The sequence below is a fragment of the Microbacterium tenebrionis genome (assembly GCF_020682665.1).
Lineage (GTDB): Bacteria > Actinomycetota > Actinomycetes > Actinomycetales > Microbacteriaceae > Microbacterium > Microbacterium tenebrionis.
On the sequence record NZ_JAGTTM010000002.1, the window covers coordinates 20538 to 45581 of the forward strand.

Here is a 25044-nt window from a genome sequence, read left to right on the forward strand (position 1 = left end):
CGCCGAGGGTTTCTTCGTCTGACGGGGCGGTGAATCCGCCCGCGCGTTCATCAGGCTCGTCCTCAGTCGGGAGCGTCAGCTCTGCGGACCCGTTTCACGATGTCATACGCAGCGAGCGCGGCTTTGCGGGTCTCACCGAGATCGACGATCGGCGTCCGGGGAGTGTCCGGCGCCCACTGCGTCGTGTACAGCCCCTGCGGGTCGAACTTCTTAGCCTGCAGCTCCGGATTGAAGATGCGGAAGTACGGGGCGGCGTCGACACCTGAACCGGCGACCCATTGCCAATTGAACGGGTTGTTCGCCCCGTCGGCGTCAACCAGAGTGTCCCAGAACCACTGCTCGCCGTGCCGCCAGTCGATGAGCAGGTTCTTCGTGAGGAACGAGGCGGCGACCATGCGCACGCGATTGTGCATGAACCCGGTTCGCCAGAGCTCGCGCATACCGGCGTCGACGAAGGGGATGCCGGTCTCGCCGCGCTGCCACGCGGACAGGTGCGTCGGTTTCATCCTCGGCCACGGGAACGCGTCGAACTCCCGGCGCAGGTTGCGGGTTGCGAGGTCCGGACGGTGGTATGCCGTGTGCCAGGCGAACTCGCGCCATCCGAGTTCGGACAGGAACCCGCCGGCGCCCTCAGCTGCGATCGCCTCCTGCCACACGGTGTGCGGGCTGATCTCGCCCCAGCGCAGGCGGGGTGACAGCATCGAGGTGGAGCCGGCAGACGGTACGTCTCGAGCGTCGTCGTATGCGGCCAGATCCTCGGTGAGGAAAGACCGTAGCCGCGCGCGTGCCGCGGGTTCGCCGGGCTCCCACGTCTCGCGGAGACCCTCGGCCCAGTCGGGGCGGGTCGGGAGCAGTTTCCAGTCATCCAGATCGTCGGATGCCGGTGAGCGACGAACCCCGTCGATGGCCCGTGGCTCCGGCAATGGCGCGCGTGGCGCGGGCAGCGCAAGACAGGCGCGCCAGAACGGAGTGAACACCGAGAAGTGCGTGCCGCCTCCGGTCCTCACCGTCCACGGCTCGTGCAGCAGCGAGGCCGCGAACGATGTGACTTCTCGCCCTTCCGCCCGCAGAGCATCCTTGAGCGCGGCATCCACGGCGCGCTCTGCACCGCCGTACCGCCGATTCCAGAACACCGCACCGGCGTCGGTGTCCGTCACCGTCTCATGCAGCACACGGGCGGCGGGTCCTCGACGCAGCACCAGAGACGCGCCGACACTCTTCAGCCGCTCGGTCAGGGAGGCGAGCGAGTAGTGGAGCCACCACCGGGCGGCGCCCCCCAAGGGGCGAAAACCGGGGGACTCCTCGTCGAGGATGAACAACACGACGACCGGCTCGTTCCTGTCGATCGCTGCCCTGAGCGCGGGGTTGTCGGCCAGACGAAGATCGTCGCGGAGCCAGACAAGCGATGCGGAAGACATCTCCCCATTGTTGCGAACGCCGCGGCTGAGTCCGGGAACCCACGCGAAATCCCGACTCTTCGCGGTGATCCGCCAGGGGCGCGGGCGCGCGGTCCGCCCTCGCAGGGCGAGTAGCCTAGAGGGCGACCCAGATGGAGTGACCTGTGCCTGAAATCGACGAGCCCGCCGGCGCCGCCCGCGACGGCTTCGCCCTGTTCTCTGACCGATCCGTCGTCGCGATGCGCGTGAACGGCGAACTCAAGGATCTCGCGACGACCCTGACCGAAACCGACGACGTCGAGCCGGTCACGATCGACAGCGAGGACGGGCTCGCGATCCTGCGGCACTCGACCGCTCACGTCCTCGCTCAGGCGGTGCAGCGCATCAACCCGCAGGCGAACCTCGGCATCGGACCGCCGGTCACCGACGGCTTCTACTACGACTTCGGCGTCGACACCCCGTTCACGCCCGAGGACATCAAGGCGATCTCGAAGGAGATGCAGCGTATCATCCGCGAGGGCCAGCGGTTCGTCCGCCGCGTGGTCACCGAGGACGAGGCACGAGCGGCGATGGCCGACGAGCCGTTCAAGCTCGAGCTCATCGACCTGGCCGGCGGCCCCGGCTCTGGCGCGAATGCGGCCGAGGGTGCATCGGCGGAGATCGGCGCCGGCGACCTGACGATCTACGAGAACACCACCCGCGACGGCGAGGTCGCCTGGAAGGACCTCTGCCGCGGCCCGCACCTGCCGAACACCCGCATGATCGGCAACGGCTGGGATCTCACTCGCATCGCCGCCGCCTACTGGCGGGGCAGCGAGAAGAACCCGCAGCTGCAGCGCATCTACGGCACCGCGTGGCCGTCGAAGGACGAGCTGCGTGCGTACCAGCACCGCCTCGAGGAGGCCGCCAAGCGCGACCACCGCCGGCTCGGCAAGGAGCTCGACCTGTTCTCGTTCCCCGAGGAGATCGGCTCGGGCCTGAGCGTCTGGCACCCCCGCGGCGGCGTCGTCCGCGGTGAGATGGAGCAGCACGCCCGCAAGCGCCACATCGAGGGCGGCTACACCTACGTGTACACGCCGCACATCTCGAAGGAGGACCTCTTCCTCACCTCGAACCACCTCATCACCTACAAGGACGGGATGTTCCCGCCGATCGTGATGGACGAGGAGCGCGACGACGAGGGCAACATCACCAAGCAGGGCCAGGACTACTACCTCAAGCCCATGAACTGCCCGATGCACATCCTCATCTACAAGGAGCGCGCGCGCAGCTACCGCGATCTGCCGCTGCGTCTGGCCGAGAACGGCACGGTGTACCGCAACGAGCTCTCCGGCGCTCTGCACGGCCTCACCCGCGTCCGCGGCTTCACCCAGGACGATTCGCACCTGTTCGTCACCCCGGACCAGCTCGAGGAGGAGGTCGGCAAGGTTCTGGAGTTCATCCTGTCGATGCTCCGCGACTTCGGCCTGACCGACTTCGAGCTCGAGCTCTCGATGAAGGACGACGAGAAGTCCAAGTGGATCGGCACGGACGAGTTCTGGGAGAGCTCGACCGATGCGCTGCGCCGGGTGGCCGTGGCATCCGGACTGAAGCTGACTGAGGTACCGGGCGAAGCCGCCTTCTACGGGCCCAAGATCGACCTGAAGACCCGTGACGCCATCGGTCGCACCTGGCAGCTCTCGACCGTCCAGGTCGACCCGAACCTGCCTGACCGCTTCGACCTCGAGTTCATGGACCGCGACGGTCAGAAGAAGCGGCCGATCATGATCCACCGCGCGCTGTTCGGCTCGATCGAGCGCTTCTTCGCCATCCTGCTCGAGCACTATGCCGGAGACTTCCCGGTCTGGCTCTCGCCGGTGCAGGTCGTCGGCATCCCCGTCGCCGAGGACTTCGCCGACTACCTCGGCGACGTGATCCGCACGCTGCGCGAGAGCGGCGTGCGCGCCGAGCTCGACACGTCCGATGACCGGATGCAGAAGAAGATCCGCAACCACACCACCGGCAAGGTGCCGCTCATGCTCATCGCGGGGGAGAAGGACCGGGACGCCGGGACGGTCTCGTTCCGCTTCCGCGACGGCACGCAGCAGAACGGCGTGCCGATCTCGGATGCCGTGGCCCGCATCCGAGCGGCGATCGACTCGCACGCGCTCGTGCACACGGTCGAGGACCTCGCGTGACCCTTCGACAGGCTCAGGGACCGATTCGTGAGTGAGGCAGAGGATGCCGGGCATCTCGCCGGCGTCCCCGACGAGTTCCAGCGCCTGTGGACTCCGCACCGGATGGCGTACATCCAGGCGGGCCCCGAGCCGCTGCGCGAGGAGTGCCCGTTCTGCGAGGCGCCGAAGCATCCTGATGCGGAGCGCCTGATCGTCGCGCGCGGCGAGACGGCGTACGTGCTGCTGAACCTGTTCCCGTACAACTCGGGACACCTGCTCGTGTGCCCGTATCGGCACATCGCGACCTACGACGAGGCGAGCCCCGAGGAGGTCGCCGAGATCGGCGCGCTGACTCAGACCGGCATGCGGGTGCTGCGCGAGGTGTCGAAGTGCGACGGGTTCAACCTGGGCATGAATCAGGGCGCGGTGGCCGGCGCCGGTGTCGACGCGCATCTGCACCAGCACATCGTGCCGCGCTGGCGCTCGGATGCGAACTTCTTCCCGATCATCGCGAAGACCAAGGCGCTGCCGCAGCTGCTCGGTGACGTCCGCGAGGCCGTCGCGAACGCGTGGCCGGCTACCTGACCTGACGCGCTGCGAACTGCATCTTCGGGTGCGCGTAGGACTCCTGCGCCTCGATGAGCTGCAGTTCGCGCTCGCCCGACTCCAGCGTCAGCTTCAGCAGGTCGAACACGCTCGACGCCGTGCGCTCGAGCGCGGTCTGAGCGCTGCCCGTCGACACGTAGTGCGCCGTGAACAGCGCTGCGGTCACATCGCCCGAGCCGTTCGCCTTCATGGGCAGGAAGGGCGTCTGGACGATCCAGGCGCTGTCGTCGTCGACCGCGAGCATCTCGATCGTGCCCTCTTCGCGGTCTGGGCGCTCGACGCTCGTGACCAGCACGGTCCGGGGGCCCATGGCGCGGGCGAGATCCACGGACTCGAGGGTGGACTCGAGCGTGTCCGGCTCCGTGCGGGTGAGGAAGCCCAGCTCGAACTGGTTCGGGGTGATGATGTCGGCGACGGGGACGACCTTCTCGCGCAGGAGTTCGGGGATCGCCGGCGCCACGAAGCATCCGCTTTTCGCATTGCCCATCACCGGGTCGCACGCGTACACGGCGTCCGGATTCGCGGCCTTCACGCGCGCGACGGCGTCGATGATGACATCGCCGATGCCCTCGCCGCCCTGGTATCCGGAGAGGATGGCGTCGACCTGCCCGAAGACGCCGCGCTCCTCGATGCCGGTGATGACGTCGCGGACATCCGCCGGGTCGATGAGCGGTCCGCGCCAGGCGCCGTAACCGGTGTGGTTGGAGAAGTTCACGGTGTAGACCGGCAGAACGTCGACGCCGATGCGCTGCAGCGGGAAGACGGCGGCGGAGTTGCCGACGTGGCCGTAGGCGACAGCGGACTGGATCGAGAGGATCTTCATCCCTCGATCCTCTCACCTGCGCCGCATGATCACCGCACAGCGGCGCTGATGTCAGCGGCCAGCTGATCGGCGTCCTGATCGCTCAGTGCATGAACCGTGAGGCGCATGTGATGGGAGGGGCCTGCATCCTCGTCGAGAAGGAACTCGTCGCCGGTGCGCGCCAGCCATCCGCGACGCATCAGCTGCTCCGAGACAGCGCGGGCCGGACGCGGAAGCCGCACCCACAGATTCATGCCGTCGACGTACTCGGCGTCGATGTCGTGGTCTCGGAGGCGAGCCGCGAACGCGCGGTTGCGCTCCGCGTAGTGGGCGCCGGCGGCGCGGATGGTCGCGGTGGACGTCTCGTCGGTGAGCATCCCGATCGTCAACCGCTGCAGCAGATGACTCACCCAGGTGGTGCCGGGGCTGAGGCGCATCGCGAGGCGCTCGGCCGTCTCGGGATCGGTCGCCGCGATCGCCAGGCACATGTCGGGCCCGAGGAACTTCGACACCGATCGCAGCAGCGCGAACCGTCGGTGTCCGGGGCCGATCAGGCTCTCGTACGGCCGCTCGGACAGCATCGAGAAATGGTCGTCCTCGATGATCAGGACGTACGGATGCTCCGTGAGCAGTGCGCGCAGAGCGGCAGCCCGCTCGGGGGAGAGGCTGACACCGGTCGGGTTCTGAGCGCGCGGTGTGGAGATGACGGCCCGCACGCCGGCATCCAATGCCGCTCGCAGCCCGTCGACGGTCATGCCCTCGTCGTCGACGGGCACGGGCACGGCGCGGTAACCGCCCAGGCGCACCGTGTGGATGCTGGCGAGGAAGCACGGGTCCTCCAGCGCGACCGCGTCGTCGCGCATGAGAGCCTGCGCGAGCAGTCGCTCGACAGCATCCACCGCCCCGCTCGTGATCGTCACGCGGAATTCCGGCGTCGGGAGATCGGGTGCGACCCACTCGCGCGCCCACGCGTCGAGCGCCGGATCGATGACGGGCTCGCCGTAAAGGACGGGACGGCCGAGCACACGACTGAGCACGTTCGACGGATCGGGGATGAGAGCGGGGTCCGGGTTGCCGGTTCCGACGTCGCGCAGCACGGTGTCCTGCGCGTATCCCTCCTGCGCGACGGCGTCGTGCTCGACGAGCATCGTCCCTGCGCGGCCGCGGGTGACCACGAGTCCGGCCTGGGAGAGCTGTCGGTAGGCGGCGACCGCGGTGTTGCGGTTGACGCCGAGGCGTGCCGCGAGCTCGCGGACCGGGGGCAGCACTGTGCCGGGGGAGAGCACACCGCGTTCCCGCAGCTCGCGCACGCTGGTGGCGATCTCGCTGGCCGTCCGCCCGGTGATCTGCTCGTTCACGACACCTCCCGTCATCCGAGTCTAGGGTGCGGCCGCGCGGTGGTATCTTTTGGCATAGATCAAAAGCACGTTTGGATGCACGGAGGGATCCACCATGGCCGCAGAGAAGAACACCACCACCGGGTCGGCCCGCGTCAAGCGCGGACTCGCCGAGATGCTCAAGGGCGGCGTGATCATGGACGTCGTCACCGCCGAGCAGGCGAAGATCGCCGAGGACGCGGGAGCCGTCGCGGTCATGGCGCTCGAGCGCGTGCCCGCCGACATCCGCGCACAGGGCGGGGTCTCGCGCATGAGCGACCCCGACATGATCGACAGCATCATCGATGCCGTCTCGATCCCCGTGATGGCGAAGGCGCGCATCGGGCACTTCGTCGAAGCGCAGGTGCTGCAGGAGCTCGGCGTCGACTACATCGACGAGTCCGAGGTGCTCTCGCCCGCCGACTACGTCAACCACATCGACAAGTACGACTTCACCGTTCCGTTCGTGTGCGGCGCCACGAACCTCGGCGAGGCGCTGCGGCGCATCAACGAGGGGGCGGCGATGATCCGCTCCAAGGGCGAGGCGGGCACCGGCGACGTCTCGGAGGCGATGAAGCACATCCGCAAGATCCGCGGCGAGATCGCGGCCCTCGGCGCACTGTCCAAGGATGAGCTCTACGTCGCCGCCAAGGAGCTGCAGGCGCCCTACGAGCTCGTCGCCGAGATCGCCGAGAACGGCGAGCTCCCCGTCGTGCTGTTCGTCGCCGGCGGCGTGGCGACCGCCGCGGATGCCGCGATGATGATGCAGCTCGGTGCGGATGGCGTGTTCGTCGGCTCGGGCATCTTCAAGTCCGGCAACCCCGCGGCTCGTGCCGCCGCCATCGTGAAGGCGACGACCTTCTACGACGACGCCAAGGTGATCGCCGACGTCTCGCGCGGCCTCGGCGAAGCCATGGTCGGCATCAACGTGACGGACCTGCCGGCCCCGCACCGCCTCGCCGAGCGTGGCTGGTAGTCCGCGCGTCGGCATCCTGGCCCTGCAGGGCGACGTGCGAGAGCACGAGCACGTCCTGCAGGCGCTCGGAGCCGACACTCTGCGCGTCCGGCGCCCGGAAGAGCTCGCACAGGTCGACGCTCTGGTGATCCCCGGCGGCGAATCGACCGTGATCGACAAGCTATCGCGCACGTTCGGGCTCCGTGATCCGATCCGCGCGGCCATCGCGGACGGCATGCCGATGCTCGGCACGTGCGCCGGACTCATCATGCTCGCGGACACCGTGATCGATGCGATCGACGGGCAGGAGTCGTTCGGCGGGCTCGACGCCGTCGTCCGACGCAATGCCTTCGGGCGGCAGGTCGAGTCCTTCGAGGCGGAGCTGGTCGCGCCGGGCATCGACGGCGATGCCGTGCGCGCCGCTTTCATCCGCGGTCCCGTGATCGAAACGGTGGGCGGTTCGGCCTCTGTCCTCGCCTCGCTCCCGGACGGACGCATCGTCGGCGTGGAGCAGGGCGGTCTCATCGGGCTGAGCTTCCATCCCGAGATCAGCGGCGAGGATCGCTTCCACAGGAGACTGCTCGCCGCCCTGTAGCGTGTGACCCATGCGCCTGCCGATCGGATCCACGGATGTCAGTGCGAGCGGCGGCAGCGTCGAGCTGATAGGCCGACGAGGCGACGGATGGCAGCGGATCGCGGCGCACGGCATGCCGCTGGCTGAGGCCGTGGCGGTTCTCGGGGAGGCGGAGCAGGGACCGGCGCACGACGACCCCGCGTTCGAGGCAGCCGTCCTCTCCGCGGGCGACGACGTGCCGCGGTTCGCGCCGGGTCAGGAGATCCTGTGGCGCTACGGGCGTCACATCGAAGCAGTGCGCGTCGTCCGCGACGACGACGAGGGCTGACGCGGGAGGGCGGCGCACGCCCCGACGACGCCGTTCGTTAGAATGGACGATGCCCTTGGCGAAGCCTCGGGCGGATTCGACGAGCGGAGACATATGTCCGGGCACTCCAAATGGGCGACGACCAAGCACAAGAAGGCCGTCATCGACGCGCGCCGTGCGAAGTCGTGGGCCAAGCTCATCAAGAACATCGAAGTCGCCGCGAAGCTCGGCGGCGCTGACTTGGCGGGCAACCCGACGCTCTACGACGCGGTGCTCAAGGCCAAGAAGACCTCTGTCCCCAAAGACAACATCGACCGCGCGATCAAGCGCGGCGCAGGCATCGGCGGCGAGGCCGTCGAGTACACCTCGATCATGTACGAAGGCTACGGCCCGAACGGCGTGGCGCTCATGATCGAGTGCCTGACCGACAACAAGAACCGTGCTGCTGCCGAGGTGCGCACGGCTCTCAGCCGCAACGGCGGCAACCTCGCGGACCCCGGCAGCGTGGCCTACAACTTCGAGCGCAAGGGCGTCATCGTCGTGAGCGGCGAGGGAACCACCGAGGACGACGTCATGATGGCGGCGCTCGAGGCGGGCGCCGAGGAGATCGAGCCCCACGCCGACGGGTTCGAGGTCATCACCGACGCCTCCTCCGTGGTCGCGGTGCGCTCCGCTCTTGTGGATGCCGGCATCGACTACAACTCGGCCGATGTGGAGTTCGTGCCCAACCTCAAGGTCGAGATCGACGCCGATACCGCGCGCAAGGTCTTCCGTCTCATCGACGCCCTCGAGGACAGCGAGGACGTGCAGAACGTCTTCAGCAACTTCGACCTGTCGGCCGAGGTCCAGGCCGAGCTCGAGGACGACGAGTAAGTCGCACCCGACACCTGCGAGTCTGCGAAGCCGCCGCTCCCCGCGCGCATAGCCTGGGGGAGTGGCGGCTTCTTCTCTCCGGGTGCTCGGGATCGACCCCGGCCTGACCCGGTGCGGCGTCGGCATCGTCGACGTGGATCGATCCCGGCGCGCCGACCTCGTGCACGTCGGCGTGATCCGCACGCCCGTCGACGCGCCGATCGGAGAGCGGCTGGCCGCCGTGGCCGATGGCATCCGCTCCGTCCTCGTCGAGCACCGGCCGGACGCCGTCGCCGTGGAGCGTGTCTTCGCGCAGCACAACAGCCACACTGTCATGGGAACGGCCCAGGCGAGCGGCGTGGCCCTGCTGCTGGCGGCAGAGGCGGGTCTGCCCGCGGCGACCCACACGCCCAGCGAGGTCAAGGCGGCCGTGACCGGTTACGGTTCGGCCGACAAGAAGCAGGTGCAGGCGATGATCGCCCGCATCCTGCGGCTGGATGCTCCGCCGCAGCCCGCCGACGCCGCCGATGCTCTCGCGATCGCCCTGTGCCACGCCTGGCGCCGCGGCGCGGGCCCGCGGCAGGACGGTGGCGCCCAGACCCCCGCGCAGCGCGCGTGGGCCGAGGCGGAGCGTGTCGCTCGAACATACATACGATCCACGACATAGGGTGGGGGAATGATCTCCTCCCTGCGCGGCACCGTGCTGTCCACCGGTGCCGACCACGTGATCGTCGAGGTCGGCGGCGTGGGCTTCTTCGTGTTCGTGCCCGGCGACGTGGCGCACACGGCGCGCGCGGGTTCCGAGCTGCGACTGCACACGAGCCTGATCGTGCGAGAGGACGCGCTCACGCTGTTCGGATTCACTGAGCGCGCAGAGCTCGACGTGTTCACCCAGTTGCTCAGCGTCACCGGTGTCGGTCCGAAGTCCGCTCTCGGCGTCCTCGGCCACCTCACGGTCGATCAGATCGCCGCTGCGGTCGCCGACGACGACGACGCTCCATTCCGGCGAGTGTCGGGCATCGGCCCCAAGACGGCGAAGCTCATCGTCGTGCAGCTCGCCGGCAAGCTGCAGCCGCCGACGGCGACGCCCACGGGCCGCTCCGGCCCTGCGGCGGACGCCGTGATCGCTCAGGTCACCGCGGCTTTGGTCGGGCTCGGCTGGTCGGAGAAGGTGGCCACGGATGCTGCCGCCGAGACCGCGGATGCCGCGAGCAACGCCGACCGCGCGTCGGTGCCCGCGCTGCTGCGGCAGACGCTCGCCGCCCTGGGGCCCGCGAAGACGGGCGGGGCGCGTGGCTGACGAGTACGAGGGCGGGCGCAATCCCGCCGAGGCCATCGACGAGACCGAGCTCGCGATCGAGGGCGCGCTGCGCCCTGCGAGCCTCGGCGAGTTCGTCGGCCAGCCCAAGGTGCGCGGGCAGCTGCAGCTGCTCCTGGACGCTGCCCGCATCCAGAACCGTCCGCCCGACCACATCCTCCTCGCAGGGCCCCCCGGCCTCGGCAAGACGACACTCGCGATGATCGTGGCGCATGAGAGCGAGCGGCCGCTGCGGCTGTCGAGTGGGCCGGCGATCCAGCACGCTGGCGACCTCGCCGCCCTGCTGTCGAGTCTCGTGCCCGGCGAGGTGCTGTTCATCGACGAGATCCACCGCATGGCGCGCTCCGCGGAGGAGATGCTCTATCTCGCCATGGAGGACTTCCGCATCGACATCATGGTCGGCAAGGGCGCCGGTGCCACCAGCATCCCGCTGGATCTCGCGCCCTTCACTCTCGTCGGCGCGACGACGCGCTCCGGGCTCCTCCCGAATCCGCTCCGCGACAGGTTCGGGTTCACCGGCCACCTGGAGTTCTACGAGGACACGGATCTCGAGAAGGTGATCCACCGCTCCTCGCGCGTGCTCGGCGTCGAACTGCCCGATGACGCGCGTCATGAGATCGCGCGGCGCTCGCGCGGGACGCCCCGGATTGCGAACCGGCTGCTCCGACGCGTGCGCGATTACGCGCTGGTGCACGGCGCGCAGGGGAGTGCCGCGGTCGCCGATGTCAACGCGGCCCTCGAGCTCTACGATGTGGACCCCATCGGCCTCGACCGCCTCGACCGCGCCGTCCTCGACATCCTGGTGCGCCGGTTCCGCGGCGGCCCGGTGGGTCTGAGCACACTCGCCGTCGCCGTCGGCGAAGAGGCGGAGACCGTCGAGAGCGTCGTCGAGCCGTACCTGGTGCGCATCGGGTTCCTCGGCCGCACGCCGCGCGGACGCGTCGCGATGCCCGATGCCTACCGGCACCTCGGGCTCCCGCACCCCGACGGGGCCGCATTGTTCGATGACCTATAATCGCTGAAGACTTCACCCCCCGAACCCTCAGCGCGTCCATCGTCGGCGTGCGCTCTGTGAAAGGCTCCGCCTGATGGAAATCGTCCTCTTCGGCCTCCTCGCCGTTCTTCTCGTCTTCATGTTCTTCAACACGCGCAAGCGTCAGAAGCAGATGAAGGCCGAGCAGGAGGAGAAGGCGACCAAGACCGTCCCCGGCGCCAAGGTGCTGCTGCAGGGCGGCCTGTACGGCACGATCGCCGCCTACGACCACGACGACCTCGACTCCCCGGCGCTCGTCCAGATCGCGCCCGGAACCGTGATCGAGGTGCACAGCCAGGCGATCCTCCGCGTCGTCGAGCCGACCGACACCGTCGCGGACGCCGACCTCGCAGCCGCTCCGCACGACTCCGTCGTCGAGGAGACCGCACCCGAGATCGCGCTCGAGACCCCGGAAGAGACGCGCGCGCGCCTCGACCGCGACTCCGACGGCAAGTAGTCCTGCGCTGCACCGACCCGGTTCGATCGGACTCTCAGAAAGCTGAACGTACGTGGCCTCATCCTCTCCTGTCCGCCATGCGTGGAAGGTGCTCCTCGGTCTGCTCCTCGTGACGGCCGCCCTGTTCGGCATCAACGCGCTAGGGGTGTACGGCTTCCAGAAGAGCTCCTGGACGCCTGAGCTCGCCCTCGACCTGCAGGGCGGAACACAGATCGTCCTGAGCGCCGTGACCGAGGACGGCGCAGACCCGACGCCGGAACAGCTCGCTCAGGCGGTGTCGATCATCCGCCAGCGCGTGGACGCGTCTGGTGTCGCCGAGGCCGACATCACCACCGAGGGCGGGCGCAACATCGTCGTGCAGATCCCCGGTGTCGCCGACGACGAGACGCGGGCGCGCATCCAGGCCAGCGCGCAGCTGGAGTTTCGGTCCGTGCTCTACGCGGGAGAACCCGCCACGCAGTTCATCGGCGAGGACGGCAACGAGACGCCGTACCCGACGCCCGACCCCACGCTCGAGGCCACGCCGACGGCCGAGCCGACCGACGGCAGCGACATGTCGTGGATCACGCCGAAGCTGCAGGCCGAGTTCCTCGCCTACAACTGCGACGATCCGGATAACGACCCGTCCCGCGCGCCGGCGGATCAGCCGCTGATTACGTGCGACGCCGAGCAGCCGATCAAGTACATCCTCGGGCCGACTGAACTCACCGGCGACGCCATCGATGACGCCACGAGCGGCCGCGACCAGCAGTCCGGCGCGTGGACGGTCAACCTGACCCTCGACGGCCACGGCACCGAGGTCTTCGGCAAGATCAGCCAGCGCCTGTACCAGAACAAGCTCGACGGGCTGAGCCCCCGCGACCAGTTCGCCTTCGTCCTCGACGGCAAGGTCATCTCGGCCCCGCAGATGAACGCGCAGATCCTCGACGGTCGCCCGAGCATCTCCGGATCGTTCACGCAGGAGACCGCGCAGACGCTCGCCGACCAGCTCAAGTACGGCGCGCTTCCGCTGAGCTTCACCACCGAGAGCTCGGATACGGTCTCGGCCACCCTCGGCAGCCAGCAGCTGCAGGTCGGTCTCATCGCCGGCCTCATCGGTCTCGCGCTCGTCGCGGTCTACTCGCTGCTCAGCTATCGGGCCCTCGGCACTGTGATCATCGCCTCGATCGCCGTGATGGGCGTGCTGACCTACATCATCATCTGCATCCTCGCGTGGCGCATGGGCTTCCGTCTGTCGCTCGCGGGTGTCGCCGGCCTGATCGTCTCGATCGGATTCACGGCGGACTCGTTCATCGTGTACTTCGAGCGCATACGCGACGAACTGCGCGACGGGAAGTCCATCACCGGAGCCGTCGAGGACGGCTGGGGCAGAGCGAAGCGGACGATCTACATCTCGAAGTCGATCAACATCCTCGCCGCCGTGGTGCTCTACATCCTCGCCGACTCCACGGTCAAGGGCTTCGCGTTCACGCTCGGACTGACCACGCTGATCGACGTCTTCATCTTCGTGATCTTCACGCACCCGGTGATGCAGATCCTCGCCAGGACGAAGTTCTTCGGCGGCGGCCACAAGCTCTCCGGCCTCGACCCCGACGCGCTCGGCGCCGTCTACCACACCCGCTCGCAGTTCCGGCAGCTCACGCCGGCGAAGGGCGGACGGGCAGCGAAGAACGCGCGTTCGCGAGGCGAGGCCGAGCGCCGCCAGACCATTGCCGAGCGCAAGCGGGCCCAGGCGCTCGCGGGCGACAGATCCACCGACGCCGGAAGCGAGGGAGAGCGCTGATGGCCTCCATGAATGAGTTCGGCAACAACCTCTACACGGGCAAGACCTCCTTCCCGTTCGTCGCGAAGCGCCGCCTGTGGTTCATCATCGCGATCGCGCTGGTGCTCGCATCGGCCCTCGTCCCGCTGCTGCGTCCGGTCCAGTTCTCCATCGAGTTCACCGGCGGTTCGCAGTTCACCGTGGTCGGGCCGAAGTCCACGGACCAGTCCATCGCGGCCGGAGCGGTCGAGTCCGTCGTCCCCGACGCCGCGGCGAAGGTCGCGATCGTCAACGGCACGGATGTGCGCGTGCAGACCTCGCAGATGACGCCGGAGCAGACGCAGGCGGTCGCCGCCGCCCTCGCCGAGGCTTACGACGTGCCCGCCGACGAGGTCACCTCGTCGTTCATCGGCCCGGTGTGGGGGGAGAACGTCACCCGGCAGTCGCTGTGGGGCCTGGCGATCTTCCTCGCACTGACCTTCCTGATCCTCGCCATCTACTTCCGCACCTGGAAGATGTCCGTCGCGGCCATCCTCGGTCTGCTCGATGTGCTCGTCATCACCATCGGCGTGTACGCCCTCGCCGGTTTCGAGATCTCGCCGGCCGCCGTGATCGGTTTCCTGACGATCCTCGCGTATTCCCTGTACGACACCACCGTCGTCTTCGACAAGGTGAGGGAGAACACGACGGAGGACGGGGAGAACTCCGCCCGCACGTTCGGTGAATCCGTCAACCTCGCTGTGAACCAGACGCTGGTGCGCTCGATCAACACGTCGATCGTCGCGGCCCTTCCGGTCGGAGCGATCCTGTTCATCGGGTCGTTCTGGCTGGGCGCCGAGACCCTCACCGACATCTCGCTGTCGATCTTCGTCGGCATCCTGGTGGCGACGTACTCGACGCTGTTCGTCGCGGCGCCGCTGTACTCGCTGTTCCGCGAACGCGAGCCGCAGATCGTCGAGCGCGACCGTCGCGTCCTCGAGCTGCGGGAGCGCGCAACGGTTGACTCCTGAGGCATTCCGGGCGGTCCGAGCCCGCCGCCGGACGCGTAGGATGATCTGACCCGGAGGAGATGGAATGGCGGAGCCGACCACACAGGCGCAGGGCTCGAGTCTGAGAAGGCTCGTGCCCCGCATCTTCTCGCGCGCCCCCCGCATCAACGACCTCGACAACCTCATCCGGTCGGTCCGGGTGAACCACCCCAAGGGCGACCTCGCGATCATCGAGCGCGCCTACCAGGTCGCCAAGGACAAGCACGAGGGGCAGAGGCGCCGCAGCGGCGAGCCCTACATCACGCATCCGCTCGCAGTCGCGCAGATCCTCGCCGAGATGGGGCTGGGTCCCCGCGCGATCGCAGCGGCGCTCCTGCACGACACGGTCGAGGACACCGGCTACGCCCTCTCGGAGCTGAGCTCCGAGTTCGGCGACGAGGTCGCGATGCTCGTCGACGGGGTGACCAAGCTCGACAAGGTCAAGTACGGCGAGAGCGCGCAGGCCGAGACGGTCCGCAAGATGATCGTCGCGATGTCCAAGGACATCCGCGTCCTGCTCATCAAACTCGCCGATCGGCTGCACAACGCCCGCACGTGGGGCTTCGTGCCGCCCGAGAAGGCCGAGCCGAAGGCCCGAGAGACGCTCGAGATCTACGCGCCGCTGGCCAATCGGCTCGGCATCCAGGCGATCAAGTCGGAGCTGGAGGACCTGTCCTTCGCGGTCCTGCACCCGAAGATCTACGCCGAGATCAACAGCCTCATCGCGCAGCGCACGCCGCAGCGCGAGAAGTACCTGAAGCAGGTCATCGAGTCGATCAATGAGGATCTGCACGACCTGCGCATCCGCGGCAAGGTCGGCGGCCGCCCCAAGCAGCTGTACTCCGTCTACCAGAAGATGGTGATCCGGGGCCGCGAGTTCGACGACATCTACGACCTCATCGGCATCCGCGTGATCGTGAACTCGGTCCGGGACTGCTACGCGGTCCTCGGTGCCATCCACGCGCGATGGACGCCGCTGCCCGGCCGGTTCAAGGACTACATCGCCACGCCGAAGTTCAACCTGTACCAGTCGCTGCACACGACCGTGATCGGGCCGAGCGGGCGGACGGTCGAGATCCAGATCCGCACGCACGAGATGCACCAGCAGGCCGAGTTCGGCGTCGCGGCGCACTGGATGTACAAGGAGCGGATGGCCGGCGGCAAGGCCGTCGACGGTCCGACCGACACCGACATGACCTGGCTCGCGCACATCTCGGACTGGCAGGCCGAGACCGCCGATCCCAGCGAGTTCCTCGACTCGCTGCGGTTCGAGATCGGCGCCAAGGAGGTCTACGTCTTCACCCCGAAGGGCCGCGTGATCGGTCTGCCGGCGGGAGCCACCACCGTCGACTTCGCCTACGCCGTGCACACCGAGATCGGCCACCGCACCATGGGCGCGAAGGTCAACGGTCGCCTGGTCCCGCTCGAGACCGAGGTACGCACCGGCGACGTCGTCGAGGTGTTCACGTCGAAGAACCCCGACGCCGGCCCCAGCCAGGACTGGCTCACCTTCGTCAAGAGCACCAGAGCCCGCAACAAGATCAAGGGCTGGTTCACCAAGGAGCGCCGCGAAGAGGCGATCGAGCAGGGCAAGGAGTCGATCGCGCGCGCGATGCGCCGTCAGAACCTTCCGCTGCAGCGCCTGATGAGTCAGGACTCGTTCGCCGATGTCGCGCACCAGTTGCGCTACGAAGACGTCTCGGCGCTGTACGCGGCGGTCGGCGAAGGGCACGTGTCGACCCAGTCCGTGATCGAGAAGGTCACCGCTCTGGTCGCGGCGAACGACACGAGCACCGGCGCGATCGACCTGCCCACGCAGCCGCGCACGCATGCGCCGCGCGCAGGGGACTCCGGCATCCTCGTCCGCGGGGCCGCCGACATCCTCGTCAAGCTCGCCAAGTGCTGCACGCCCGTTCCTGGCGACCCCATCGTGGGTTTCGTGACCCGCGGCAGCGGCGTCTCGGTCCACCGCGCGGACTGCGTGAACGTCAAGGCCCTCGGCGACCAGGAGCAGCGCTTCATCGAGGTGGAGTGGGCGCCGACGACAAAGAGCGTGTTCCGCGTGCAGATCCAGGTCGAGGCGCTGGATCGCTCGGGACTCCTCTCGGACGTGACGCGGGTGCTCAGCGAGCACCACGTGAATATCCTCTCCGCCACCGTGAACACGAACGACGACCGTCTCGCGATCAGCCGGTTCGTGTTCGAGATGGGCGACTCCGTGCACCTCGACCGGGTGCTCAACGCGGTCCGCCGCATCGACGCGGTCTACGACGTCTACCGCGTGACCTCCTCGTAGCCCGGCGTCTGCTCTGCGAGCGCAGCCAACCGGTGCAGCGCGGCGCGCTTGCCCGGCATCCGATGCCGCGCGCCGATGAGCTCTCGCGCCTGTCCGACGAGGCCGGGTGACAGAGCTGCCAGCCCGCGCGTCCATTCGGAGTGCAGCGGGTCGGAGCCGAGCACGAGGTCGGTGAGGGTGCGCGCCGGCGTCGTCACCGGCACGCCGCCGAGGCGCTGGATGTCGGATGCCTCGATCCTGCGCTCGTGCAGAATCACCGTGCGCTCCCTGGCGACGCGCTGCCGGCGCTCGACGATGCGCTGCAGGTGGTGGCACGCCGGGGGAGCATCCCCGACCCCGTGCACCCAGGCGGCTGTCGGGCCGCACAGCGCGTACCCCTCTGCGAGGACCGGGCGCAGGGACGCGGCACGCGCAGCGGCGTCCTCGGGGACGTCTGGGGGCATGTAGCCCTCGCCGACCTCGATCAGCACGCCGTCGATGCGCGCGGCGCTGAGTTCCGAGGCGGACAGCAGCGCCCCGGGGCGGTAGAACAACGTCGGATGCACACTCTCAGTGTGCCCGGCGGGTCCGCGCCCCGGGGCGTGTGTGGATAAGCTCAGCCGCCGAGGGCGTTCAGCCAGGCCCGACGCGCCTCGAGGGCGTCTGCGGCCTCCTTGGCAGCCTTCTTGTTCCCTGACTTCTCGGCCGCGGCGAGCTCGGACTCGAGCTTCTCGATCGCGTCCTGGAGCTGCTGGCTCATGTCGTTCGCGCGTGCCTTGGTCTCGGGGTTGTTGCGCTTCCAGTCGACCTCTTCGCGCGACTTGAGCGCCTGCTCGATGACGCGGAGCTTGTCGTCGAGCGCCCGCTCCTGCTCGCGCGGGAAGATGCGGCCGACCTCGTCCCACTGACGCTGGATCCGTGTCAGCAGTGCTCGCGCCTGCTTGATGTTCGGCTCGTCGGCGACGGCCTTCGCCTCTTCGAGCAGCGCCTTGCGAGCCTCGATCTTCGGCGCCGACTCGGCCTCTTCCGCGGCGGACTGCTCGGCACGTGCGGCGTAGAGCGCGTCACCGGCGGCCTTGAACCGGGCCCACAGCGCGTCGTCGGCCTTGCGACCTGCGCGACCGGCGGCCTTCCAGTCATCCAGAAGCCCGCGGTACGCGGGGATGCCGTCGACGCCCTTGGGGGCGAGCGCCTCGGCCCGCTCGATCAGGGCGTTCTTGCGATCGCGGGCGGCCTTGTGGGTCTCGTCGAGTTCGGCGTAGAACGCGCGACGGCCCTTGTCGACCACGGCACGCGCATCGCGGAACCGCTTCCAGAGCTTTTGCGAAATGCCCTTGGGCAGCCGCGGACCGTTCTGCTGCTGGGACTGCCAGGTGTCGAAGAGCGCGCTCACCTCTTCGGTGACCTGCTTCCACTGCACCTTGCCGAGGTCGCGCGCGGCGACGGCCTCGATGGCTTCGACGACGACGGTGCGGTCGGCGATCGCCTTCTCGACGAGTTCCTTGGCCTCGCGGGCCTCGGCCTCGCGGGCCTCGGAGAGCGTCTCGGTGAGCGCGGTCAGTCGTGCGTGCAGCGAGGCGAGGTCGCCGACCGCTGCGGCACCGGTGATCTCGGTGACGAGCTTCTGCGCCTGTGAGGTCAGGTCGCTCGCGGACGCACCGCCGGACTGGTGCCGCTGCTCGAGCGTGTGCACCTTGAAGGCCAGGTCGTCGAACTTGCGCACGTAGTAGGCGAGCGCCTCCTCGTGCGTTCCATCCGGGTACTGGCCGACGACGCGCCAGTCATCGCCCTCGCGGACCTCGACGGTTCCGTCCTCGGTGACACGACCCCAGTCGGCGGAGTCGGCGGCCGCGACAGGAGATGCCGGTGCGGCAGGCGCAGCCGCCGGTGCCGGAGTGCGCGAAGGCATCGGCACGCGCGGGGGCGCGGGGACGGGCGGGGTCGGCTTCGGGGTCTCGTCTGCAGACACGATGTGCTCCTTGCGCGGTCAGCCCGCGTGAGGGTGGAAAGGACTTCGTTCAGCCTACTGGGCGGACGGCGCCGGGGAGAACAGGTCGCTGAACGGGTTCTCCAGGGGTGTCGATGAGCCGGAGGGCTCGGGCGCGGGGGCGGTCACGACCGCGTGCACGGACTGGCTGACGATCGCTCCGATGACGATCAGCGCTCCGATGATCACGGCCGCGGTGTTGTCGCGGACTCGGCGGCTGATCTGCCTCTCGTGCCAGGACGTCCGCGCCGCGTACAGCCGCGCGCGCTCGCTCGATGCCCTCGTGCGCTGTGCGCTCTTCGATCCGCGACCGGCCATCGTGTTCCTTCCCTCGGCGCTGGCTGCCCGCGCCACAGGCGAGCCTACCGGCGTGCCCTGTCCGCGGTGCGCATTAGCCTGGATGGATGACATCCGCGCCGCTGCTCTCGGGACAGACTCCGCTGGCCGTCCGCATGCGTCCCGTCTCGCTCGACGAGGTCGCCGGGCAGCAGCACCTGCTCCGCGCCGGTTCGCCGATCGTGGCCCTCGCCGACCCGGACGCCGCCTCTCCCGGGGCGGTCTCGATCATCCTGTGGGGGCCGCCCGGTACGGGAAAGACCACTCTCGCGCAGGCGATCGCGCGGTCGTCGGGGCGGCGCTTCGTCGAGCTGTCGGCCATCACCGCCGGCGTCAAGGACGTCCGCGAGGTGATGCAGGAGGCGATCACGCAGCGCGATCTGTACGGCCAGACGACGATCCTCTTCCTCGATGAGATCCACCGGTTCACGAAGGCTCAGCAGGATGCCCTTCTTCCCGGTGTCGAGAACGGCTGGGTGATCCTCATCGCCGCGACCACGGAGAACCCCTCGTTCTCGGTGATCTCGCCGCTGCTGTCGCGCTCGCTTCTGCTCACCCTGCAGCCGCTCACCGACGACGACATCGCCCTGCTCATCGACCGTGCGGTCGCGGATGCGCGGGGTCTGGGCGGCGCGGTCGAGATCGATGAGGCGGCACGCGGCGCGCTCGTGCGTCTGGCATCCGGCGACGCGCGCCGCGCGCTGACCGGGCTGGAGGCCGCAGCCGCCGTCGCGGCGTCGCGGGCCGCCGGCGACGATGCGCTGCCGTCCGTCACGGCCGACGACGTCGCCCAGGCCGTCGATCGGGCCCTCCTGCGATACGACAGGCAGGGCGACGAGCATTACGACGTGATCAGTGCGTTCATCAAGTCGATCCGCGGCTCCGACCCGGATGCCGCGCTGCACTACCTGGCGCGCATGATCGAGGCGGGGGAGGACCCGCGGTTCATCGCCCGCCGGCTGGTGATCTCGGCCGCCGAGGACGTCGGGCTCGCCGATCCGCAGGGCCTGGTGATCGCGACGGCGGCCGCCGACGCCGTCGCCTTCATCGGGATGCCGGAGGGCCGGATCCCGCTCGCCGAGGCGACCGTGTACCTCGCGACGACGGCGAAATCCAACGCGGCCTACGCCGGCATCGACGCGGCGATCGCCGATGTTCGCGCCGGCAGCTTCGGGCGGGTGCCCCCGCACCTGCGCGACGCGCACTACCCGGGCGCCAAGCGCCTGGGCCACGGCAAGGGTTACGCGTACCCGCACGACAACGAGCACGGCATCGTGCCGCAGCAGTATCTGCCGGACGAGCTCGACGGCCGTCGCTACTACCGGCCCAAGAACCTCGGCGCAGAGCGCGACATCTCGTCCCGCCTCGAGCGCATCCGCCGCATCCTCGACGGTCGCTGAGGGCGCGCGGCGCGTCTGTTAGACTTGATCGGCTCGAAACCGAGTTTTCGGGCATCCCTACGTTCACACCCCACCTTCTTCGCGCCCCGGCGTGCGCGATCCAGGCAGAGCGCGGGAGATACGTCCGTGCGACGTGAAAGACACGTCCACGTCATCGGAAGGAATGCTTCGTGGTCACGAAGTCCCAGGACCGCCGCAAGGTCCGTCTGTCCCGCGCCCTCGGCGTGGCACTCACCCCGAAGGCCGCCCGCTACCTCGAGAAGCGTCCCTACGCTCCGGGCGAGCACGGCCGCACCAAGCGCAAGGCCGACAGCGACTACGCCGTCCGCCTCCGCGAGAAGCAGCGTCTGCGCGAGCAGTACGGCATCCGCGAGAAGCAGCTGCGCATCGCGTTCAACGAGGCGCGCCGCGTCGACGGCCTGACCGGTGAGAACCTGGTCGAGCTGCTCGAGATGCGCCTCGACGCCCTCGTGCTGCGTTCGGGCTTCGCCCGCACGACTGCACAGGCCCGCCAGATGGTCGTGCACCGTCACATCATGGTCGACGGTCAGCTCGTCGACCGCCCGTCCTTCCGCGTGAAGCCGGGTCAGCTCATCCACGTCAAGCCGCGCAGCGAGGGTACCGAGCCCTTCCAGGTCGCAGCCGCCGGCGGTCACGCCGAGGTCCTGCCTCCCGTTCCCGGCTACCTCGAGGTCGAGCTCGACAAGCTGCAGGCACGCCTGGTCCGTCGTCCGAAGCGCGCCGAGGTTCCCGTGACCTGTGAAGTGCAGCTCGTCGTCGAGTACTACGCGGCTCGCTAGCGAGGTGCGCAGTACTCGAGTCGCGCAGCGACCAGACAAGCACTGGTTCGCGGTGCCCGCGTCAGCGGGTGTCGTGTACGCGGCTCGCTGATACAGCGTTACAGCAGAAGGAGGCGTCGGGGGAGATCCCGGCGCCTCCTTCCGTTTCCGCCTACGATGGAAAGACCGCGCTCTGCGGACCCAATCGCGAGGATGACGACATGAAGAACGTGCTGTGGTTCCTGATCGGCGTGATCGGCGGCTTCGTCGCCGCGCACTTCATGAACAAGGACCCCCGCGGCCACGACCTGCTGGCCGACGTCGACGCCCGCATCACCGAGTTCACCGCGATTCTCGGCGACGCGTATCGCGACCAGGAGGCGCGGCTCGTCGAGCCCCGTGAGAACTGACAAGGACAGCAACACCCTGATGAAAACCGCGGACATCGCGCAGCGCTACCTCACCTACTTCGAGAAGAACGACCACCTGATCGTTCCCTCGGCATCCCTGGTCAGCGACGATCCGTCGCTGCTGTTCACCGTCGCCGGCATGGTGCCGATGATCCCGTACCTGACCGGAGTCGTTCCCGCGCCGCATCCGCGGATCGCCGACGTCCAGAAGTGCATTCGCACCAACGACATCGAGGAAGTGGGCCGGACCGCCCGTCATGGCACCTTCTTCCAGATGCTGGGCAATTGGTCCTTCGGTGACTACTTCAAAGAGGGCGCGATCCGCTACGCGTGGGAGCTGCTGACCTCCTCCGAGTCCGACGGCGGTCTCGGCTTCGACGAGAAGGATCTCTGGGTCACCGTCTACGAGACCGACGACGAAGCCGAAGCGATCTGGCGCGACATCATCGGGTTGAAGCCCGAGCGGATCCAGCGGCTCGGCCGGGCCGACAACTACTGGAACACCGGGCAGCCCGGCCCCGGCGGCCCGGATTCGGAGATCTTCTTCGACCGCGGTCCCGCTTACGGCAAGGACGGCGGACCCGCGGTCGACGACTCGAGGTTCCTGGAGATCTGGAATCTCGTGTTCATGCAGGACTTCATCGAGAACATCCGCGGGAAGACCGATTTCGACATCGTCGGCGAACTGCCGATGAAGAACATCGACACCGGCATGGGGCTCGAGCGCGTCGCCTTCCTCAAGCAGGGCGTCGAGAACATGTACGAGACGGACCAGGTGCGTCCGGTTCTCGACCGCGCGATCGAGCTGTCCGGTCGTCGCTACGGCGCAGCCCACGAGGACGATGTCCGTTTCCGCGTCATCGCCGACCACGTGCGCTCCTCTCTCATGCTGCTCTCCGATGGCGTCCGGCCGTCGAACGAGGGGCGCGGGTACATCCTTCGCCGACTCATGCGTCGCACGGTCCGGGCGATGCGTCTGCTCGGCGTCGATGAGCCGTCCTTCCCCGAGCTGTTCTCCGCGTCGCGCGATGCGATGAAGGCGACCTACCCGGAACTGGAGACGGACTGGTCGGTGCTGTCGTCCGCCGCCTTCGCCGAGGAGGAGACCTTCCGCCGCACGCTCGCGCAGGGGTCGACGATCCTCGACCTCGCGCTGGATCAGACCAAGAGCGCCGGAGGGAGCACTCTCAGTGGCCCCGAGGCCTTCCTGCTCCACGACACGTACGGGTTCCCGATCGATCTGACCCTCGAAGTGGCGGAGGAAGCGGGTCTGTCCGTGGATCGCTCGGCCTTCGACGCGCTCATGCAGGAGCAGCGCCAGCGCGCCAAGGAGGACGCCCGCAACCGCAAGCGCCAGCTCGCAGATGTCTCGGTCTACCGCGACCTGCGTGCGCTCGGCGAGACGACGTTCGCCGGCTACGACGATCTCGAGACGGAGTCGCGGGTGCTGGGCATCCTCGTCGACGGCCAGCCGGCGGTGTCGGCGAGCGAAGGCCAGGTCGCCGAGATCGTCCTCGCCGAGACGACGCTGTACGCCGAGTCCGGCGGCCAGGTCGCCGACAAGGGCATGATCGTGGGACCGGGCTATGAGCTCGAGGTCCTCGACGTCCAGAAGCCGGTTCCCGGCCTCATCAGCCACACCGTGCAGGTGAGCACGGGCACGGTCGTGGTCGACGACCGCGCGACGACCGTCGTGGACGCGGCGAACCGTCGTGCCGCCCAGCAGGCCCACTCCGCGACGCACCTTGTGCACGCCGCGCTGCGCGACACGCTCGGCCAGGGTGCCACCCAGGCCGGATCCCTGAACCGCGCCGGCTACATGCGCTTCGACTTCTCGTGGTCGCAGCCGCTGTCGACCGATACGCGCACCGAGATCGAGGAGATCACCAACCGCGCCGTGCATGATGCCCTCGAGGTGACCACGCGCATCGTCTCGCTCGACGAGGCGAAGGAGGCGGGCGCCATGGCCCTGTTCGGCGAGAAGTACGGCGACGTCGTGCGGATGGTCGACATCGGCGGACCGTGGTCGCGCGAACTGTGCGCCGGCACGCACGTGCGCTCGAGCGCCGAGATCGGTCTGGTCAGCGTGGTCGGGGAGTCCTCCGTCGGCGCATCCAACCGACGCATCGAGGCCCTGGTCGGCCAGGATGCCTTCCGCGAACTCGCCGCCGAGCGTGCGATCGTCTCGCAGCTCACGTCGGCGCTGAAGACACCGCGCGAGCAGCTGCCCGATCGGATCGCCGAGATCGCCGCGAACCTCAAGGCGGCCGAGAAGCGCATCGCGCAGTTCGAGGCGAAGGAGCGCGAAGGCCGGGTTCCGGCGATCGCCGACGCCGCCGAGCGCATCGGCGCCTTCCGCGTGGCCGCAGTGTCGATCGGCGAGGTCGCCTCGGGGGATGACCTGCGCGGCCTCGCGCTGAGCGTGCGCGAACGCCTCGGGTCCGACCCCGCGGTCGTCGCGCTCGGCGGCGTGGCCGGCGGGCGGCCCGTCGTGGTGGTCGCGACGAACGAGGCCGCCCGTGCGGCCGGCGCCAAGGCCGGGGCGCTCGCGAAGCGCGCCGCGGGCGTGCTCGGCGGCGGTGGCGGCGGACGCGATGACGTCGCCCAGGGCGGCGGAACGGATGCCGCAGCCCTTCCGGCGGCCTTCGACGCCATCACGACCGAGCTGCGGAGCGCGTGACCGGTTTCCGTCGCGGCGTGCGACTCGGCGTGGACGTGGGCAGGGCCCGCGTCGGCGTCTCGCGCTGCGACCCCGACGGGATGCTGGCGGTCCCGGTGGAGACGGTGCCGCGCTCGGATGCCTCGCTCCAGCGTCTCGCCGAGATCGCGGAGGAGTACGAGCCTCTCGAGTTCGTCGTCGGCCTCCCCGTGAACATGCATGGCGAGGACACCCCGTCGACGACCGATGCCAGAGATTTCGCCTCTGCGCTGACCGCTCTGACGTCCATCCCGGTACGGCTCGTCGACGAGCGTCTGAGCACGGTCTCGGCGCATGCCGCGCTCCGCTCCTCTGGAAGAACCCAGCGGAACTCTCGTAGCATTGTCGATCAGGTCGCCGCTGTGGTCCTGCTGCAGCACGCGATCGACACGGAGAAGAGCACCGGCAGCCCGGCCGGTTCCGTGGCCCCGACCCCCGAGGAGCCCGCCTGACCATGCCCGATCGTGAGAACGCAGAGTCGAGTTCGCACAGTCTGTCCGACGAGCTCTTCTCGAAGCTGCCGGAACCGTCGCACC

General features: G+C 68.8%; 24 protein-coding genes. 18 read left to right on the forward strand and 6 right to left on the reverse strand.

Translation table 11 applies throughout. The features are described from left to right. Window positions 1-62: 62 nt before the first annotated feature. Window positions 63-1418, reverse strand: coding sequence for a cryptochrome/photolyase family protein (locus tag KEC56_RS05390; protein ID WP_227530163.1), 1356 nt, complete (start codon window positions 1416-1418; stop codon window positions 63-65). A gap of 218 nt (window positions 1419-1636) precedes the next feature. On the opposite strand from KEC56_RS05390, the gene thrS reads away from it, so the two are divergent. Both thrS and KEC56_RS05400 read left to right on the forward strand, forming a co-directional pair. Beyond that, on the forward strand, window positions 1637-3574 hold the full coding sequence (gene thrS / locus KEC56_RS05395; RefSeq protein ID WP_227530693.1) for a threonine--tRNA ligase: 1938 nt from the start codon (window positions 1637-1639) through the stop codon (window positions 3572-3574). A 27-nt stretch (window positions 3575-3601) separates the two neighbouring features. After that, on the forward strand, window positions 3602-4138 hold the full coding sequence (locus KEC56_RS05400) for an HIT family protein (protein WP_227530164.1): 537 nt from the start codon (window positions 3602-3604) through the stop codon (window positions 4136-4138). On the opposite strand, the gene pdxY is transcribed toward KEC56_RS05400, so the two are convergent. Together pdxY and KEC56_RS05410 are read right to left on the reverse strand one after the other, a co-directional pair. Then, window positions 4131-4982, reverse strand: a complete 852-nt coding sequence (gene pdxY / locus KEC56_RS05405; protein ID WP_227530165.1) for a pyridoxal kinase PdxY — start codon at window positions 4980-4982, stop codon at window positions 4131-4133. The genes KEC56_RS05400 and pdxY overlap by 8 nt on opposite strands. A gap of 29 nt (window positions 4983-5011) precedes the next feature. Further along, window positions 5012-6334 carry an aminotransferase class I/II-fold pyridoxal phosphate-dependent enzyme gene (locus KEC56_RS05410; protein ID WP_175986254.1) on the reverse strand — a complete coding sequence of 441 codons (1323 nt, stop codon included), beginning with the start codon at window positions 6332-6334 and terminating at the stop codon, window positions 5012-5014. Window positions 6335-6413: 79 nt separating this feature from the next. Here KEC56_RS05410 and pdxS point away from each other — a divergent pair, with 79 nt between their 5' ends. From pdxS to KEC56_RS05465, 11 genes are all read left to right on the forward strand, one after another. Then, window positions 6414-7313 (forward strand): pyridoxal 5'-phosphate synthase lyase subunit PdxS, encoded by a 900-nt coding sequence (gene pdxS, locus KEC56_RS05415; protein ID WP_227530166.1) that lies wholly within the window; start codon window positions 6414-6416, stop codon window positions 7311-7313. After that, the gene (pdxT, locus tag KEC56_RS05420) at window positions 7303-7887 is read left to right on the forward strand and encodes a pyridoxal 5'-phosphate synthase glutaminase subunit PdxT (RefSeq protein WP_227530167.1); all 585 of its coding nucleotides are present in this window, start codon (window positions 7303-7305) and stop codon (window positions 7885-7887) included. The genes pdxS and pdxT overlap by 11 nt, the downstream gene beginning before the upstream one ends. A gap of 10 nt (window positions 7888-7897) precedes the next feature. Next, window positions 7898-8194 (forward strand): hypothetical protein, encoded by a 297-nt coding sequence (locus tag KEC56_RS05425; RefSeq protein ID WP_227530168.1) that lies wholly within the window; start codon window positions 7898-7900, stop codon window positions 8192-8194. 93 nt (window positions 8195-8287) lie between these two features. Next, window positions 8288-9046, forward strand: a complete 759-nt coding sequence (locus KEC56_RS05430; RefSeq protein ID WP_227530694.1) for a YebC/PmpR family DNA-binding transcriptional regulator — start codon at window positions 8288-8290, stop codon at window positions 9044-9046. A gap of 61 nt (window positions 9047-9107) precedes the next feature. Continuing rightward, window positions 9108-9692, forward strand: coding sequence for a crossover junction endodeoxyribonuclease RuvC (gene ruvC, locus KEC56_RS05435; protein ID WP_227530169.1), 585 nt, complete (start codon window positions 9108-9110; stop codon window positions 9690-9692). Between the two features lie 9 nt (window positions 9693-9701). Next, the gene (gene ruvA, locus KEC56_RS05440; RefSeq protein WP_227530170.1) at window positions 9702-10325 is read left to right on the forward strand and encodes a Holliday junction branch migration protein RuvA; all 624 of its coding nucleotides are present in this window, start codon (window positions 9702-9704) and stop codon (window positions 10323-10325) included. Further along, window positions 10228-11358, forward strand: a complete 1131-nt coding sequence (ruvB, locus tag KEC56_RS05445; RefSeq protein ID WP_175986259.1) for a Holliday junction branch migration DNA helicase RuvB — start codon at window positions 10228-10230, stop codon at window positions 11356-11358. Before ruvA ends, ruvB begins: the two co-directional genes overlap by 98 nt. A gap of 73 nt (window positions 11359-11431) precedes the next feature. Continuing rightward, entirely contained in the window at window positions 11432-11833 is a 402-nt protein-coding gene (locus tag KEC56_RS05450; RefSeq protein ID WP_227530172.1) for a preprotein translocase subunit YajC, read from the forward strand. Between the two features lie 52 nt (window positions 11834-11885). Next, on the forward strand, window positions 11886-13616 hold the full coding sequence (secD, locus tag KEC56_RS05455; RefSeq protein WP_227530173.1) for a protein translocase subunit SecD: 1731 nt from the start codon (window positions 11886-11888) through the stop codon (window positions 13614-13616). Beyond that, window positions 13616-14605, forward strand: coding sequence for a protein translocase subunit SecF (secF, locus tag KEC56_RS05460; protein WP_227530174.1), 990 nt, complete (start codon window positions 13616-13618; stop codon window positions 14603-14605). The genes secD and secF overlap by 1 nt, the downstream gene beginning before the upstream one ends. Window positions 14606-14669: 64 nt before the next feature. Then, window positions 14670-16919, forward strand: coding sequence for a RelA/SpoT family protein (locus tag KEC56_RS05465; protein ID WP_227530175.1), 2250 nt, complete (start codon window positions 14670-14672; stop codon window positions 16917-16919). On the opposite strand, the gene KEC56_RS05470 is transcribed toward KEC56_RS05465, so the two are convergent. From KEC56_RS05470 to KEC56_RS05480, 3 genes are read right to left on the reverse strand one after another with little or no spacing between them, the layout of a single operon-like run. Next, a complete protein-coding gene (locus tag KEC56_RS05470; protein WP_227530176.1) occupies window positions 16898-17464 on the reverse strand; it encodes a type IV toxin-antitoxin system AbiEi family antitoxin in 567 nt (188 codons plus the stop codon). The two genes, KEC56_RS05465 and KEC56_RS05470, sit on opposite strands and share 22 nt — an antisense overlap. A 50-nt stretch (window positions 17465-17514) precedes the next feature. After that, entirely contained in the window at window positions 17515-18867 is a 1353-nt protein-coding gene (locus KEC56_RS05475; protein ID WP_227530177.1) for a DUF349 domain-containing protein, read from the reverse strand. 54 nt (window positions 18868-18921) lie between these two features. Continuing rightward, complete coding sequence (locus tag KEC56_RS05480) at window positions 18922-19239, reverse strand: hypothetical protein (RefSeq protein ID WP_175986265.1); 318 nt, start codon at window positions 19237-19239, stop codon at window positions 18922-18924. Window positions 19240-19289: 50 nt separating this feature from the next. On the opposite strand from KEC56_RS05480, the gene KEC56_RS05485 reads away from it, so the two are divergent. From KEC56_RS05485 to ruvX, 5 genes are all read left to right on the forward strand, one after another. Further along, window positions 19290-20621, forward strand: coding sequence for a replication-associated recombination protein A (locus KEC56_RS05485; protein ID WP_227530178.1), 1332 nt, complete (start codon window positions 19290-19292; stop codon window positions 20619-20621). A gap of 170 nt (window positions 20622-20791) precedes the next feature. Beyond that, the gene (gene rpsD / locus KEC56_RS05490) at window positions 20792-21421 is read left to right on the forward strand and encodes a 30S ribosomal protein S4 (RefSeq protein ID WP_175986266.1); all 630 of its coding nucleotides are present in this window, start codon (window positions 20792-20794) and stop codon (window positions 21419-21421) included. A 200-nt stretch (window positions 21422-21621) separates the two neighbouring features. Beyond that, window positions 21622-21810: a hypothetical protein gene (locus KEC56_RS05495; protein WP_175986267.1), complete on the forward strand. Its 189-nt coding sequence runs from the start codon at window positions 21622-21624 to the stop codon at window positions 21808-21810. Window positions 21811-21829: 19 nt separating this feature from the next. Next, window positions 21830-24490 (forward strand): alanine--tRNA ligase, encoded by a 2661-nt coding sequence (alaS, locus tag KEC56_RS05500; protein WP_227530179.1) that lies wholly within the window; start codon window positions 21830-21832, stop codon window positions 24488-24490. Beyond that, the gene (gene ruvX, locus KEC56_RS05505) at window positions 24487-24960 is read left to right on the forward strand and encodes a Holliday junction resolvase RuvX (protein WP_175986269.1); all 474 of its coding nucleotides are present in this window, start codon (window positions 24487-24489) and stop codon (window positions 24958-24960) included. The genes alaS and ruvX overlap by 4 nt, the downstream gene beginning before the upstream one ends. Window positions 24961-25044 lie beyond the last annotated feature (84 nt).

What these genes read in the sequence shown, in the direction of transcription:
- KEC56_RS05495 (WP_175986267.1), top strand. Translation starts at nt 21,622, where the DNA reads ATGAAGAACGTGCTGTGGTTCCTGATCGGCGTGATCGGCGGCTTCGTC.
- thrS (WP_227530693.1), top strand. Translation starts at nt 1,637, where the DNA reads ATGCGCGTGAACGGCGAACTCAAGGATCTCGCGACGACCCTGACCGAA.
- KEC56_RS05430 (WP_227530694.1), top strand. Translation starts at nt 8,288, where the DNA reads ATGTCCGGGCACTCCAAATGGGCGACGACCAAGCACAAGAAGGCCGTC.
- KEC56_RS05450 (WP_227530172.1), top strand. Translation starts at nt 11,432, where the DNA reads ATGGAAATCGTCCTCTTCGGCCTCCTCGCCGTTCTTCTCGTCTTCATG.
- KEC56_RS05390 (WP_227530163.1), bottom strand. Translation starts at nt 1,418, where the DNA reads ATGTCTTCCGCATCGCTTGTCTGGCTCCGCGACGATCTTCGTCTGGCC.
- secF (WP_227530174.1), top strand. Translation starts at nt 13,616, where the DNA reads ATGGCCTCCATGAATGAGTTCGGCAACAACCTCTACACGGGCAAGACC.
- KEC56_RS05465 (WP_227530175.1), top strand. Translation starts at nt 14,670, where the DNA reads ATGGCGGAGCCGACCACACAGGCGCAGGGCTCGAGTCTGAGAAGGCTC.
- KEC56_RS05485 (WP_227530178.1), top strand. Translation starts at nt 19,290, where the DNA reads ATGACATCCGCGCCGCTGCTCTCGGGACAGACTCCGCTGGCCGTCCGC.
- KEC56_RS05425 (WP_227530168.1), top strand. Translation starts at nt 7,898, where the DNA reads ATGCGCCTGCCGATCGGATCCACGGATGTCAGTGCGAGCGGCGGCAGC.
- pdxY (WP_227530165.1), bottom strand. Translation starts at nt 4,982, where the DNA reads ATGAAGATCCTCTCGATCCAGTCCGCTGTCGCCTACGGCCACGTCGGC.
- alaS (WP_227530179.1), top strand. Translation starts at nt 21,830, where the DNA reads ATGAAAACCGCGGACATCGCGCAGCGCTACCTCACCTACTTCGAGAAG.
- pdxS (WP_227530166.1), top strand. Translation starts at nt 6,414, where the DNA reads ATGGCCGCAGAGAAGAACACCACCACCGGGTCGGCCCGCGTCAAGCGC.
- ruvB (WP_175986259.1), top strand. Translation starts at nt 10,228, where the DNA reads ATGCCGCGAGCAACGCCGACCGCGCGTCGGTGCCCGCGCTGCTGCGGC.
- KEC56_RS05410 (WP_175986254.1), bottom strand. Translation starts at nt 6,334, where the DNA reads ATGACGGGAGGTGTCGTGAACGAGCAGATCACCGGGCGGACGGCCAGC.
- ruvA (WP_227530170.1), top strand. Translation starts at nt 9,702, where the DNA reads ATGATCTCCTCCCTGCGCGGCACCGTGCTGTCCACCGGTGCCGACCAC.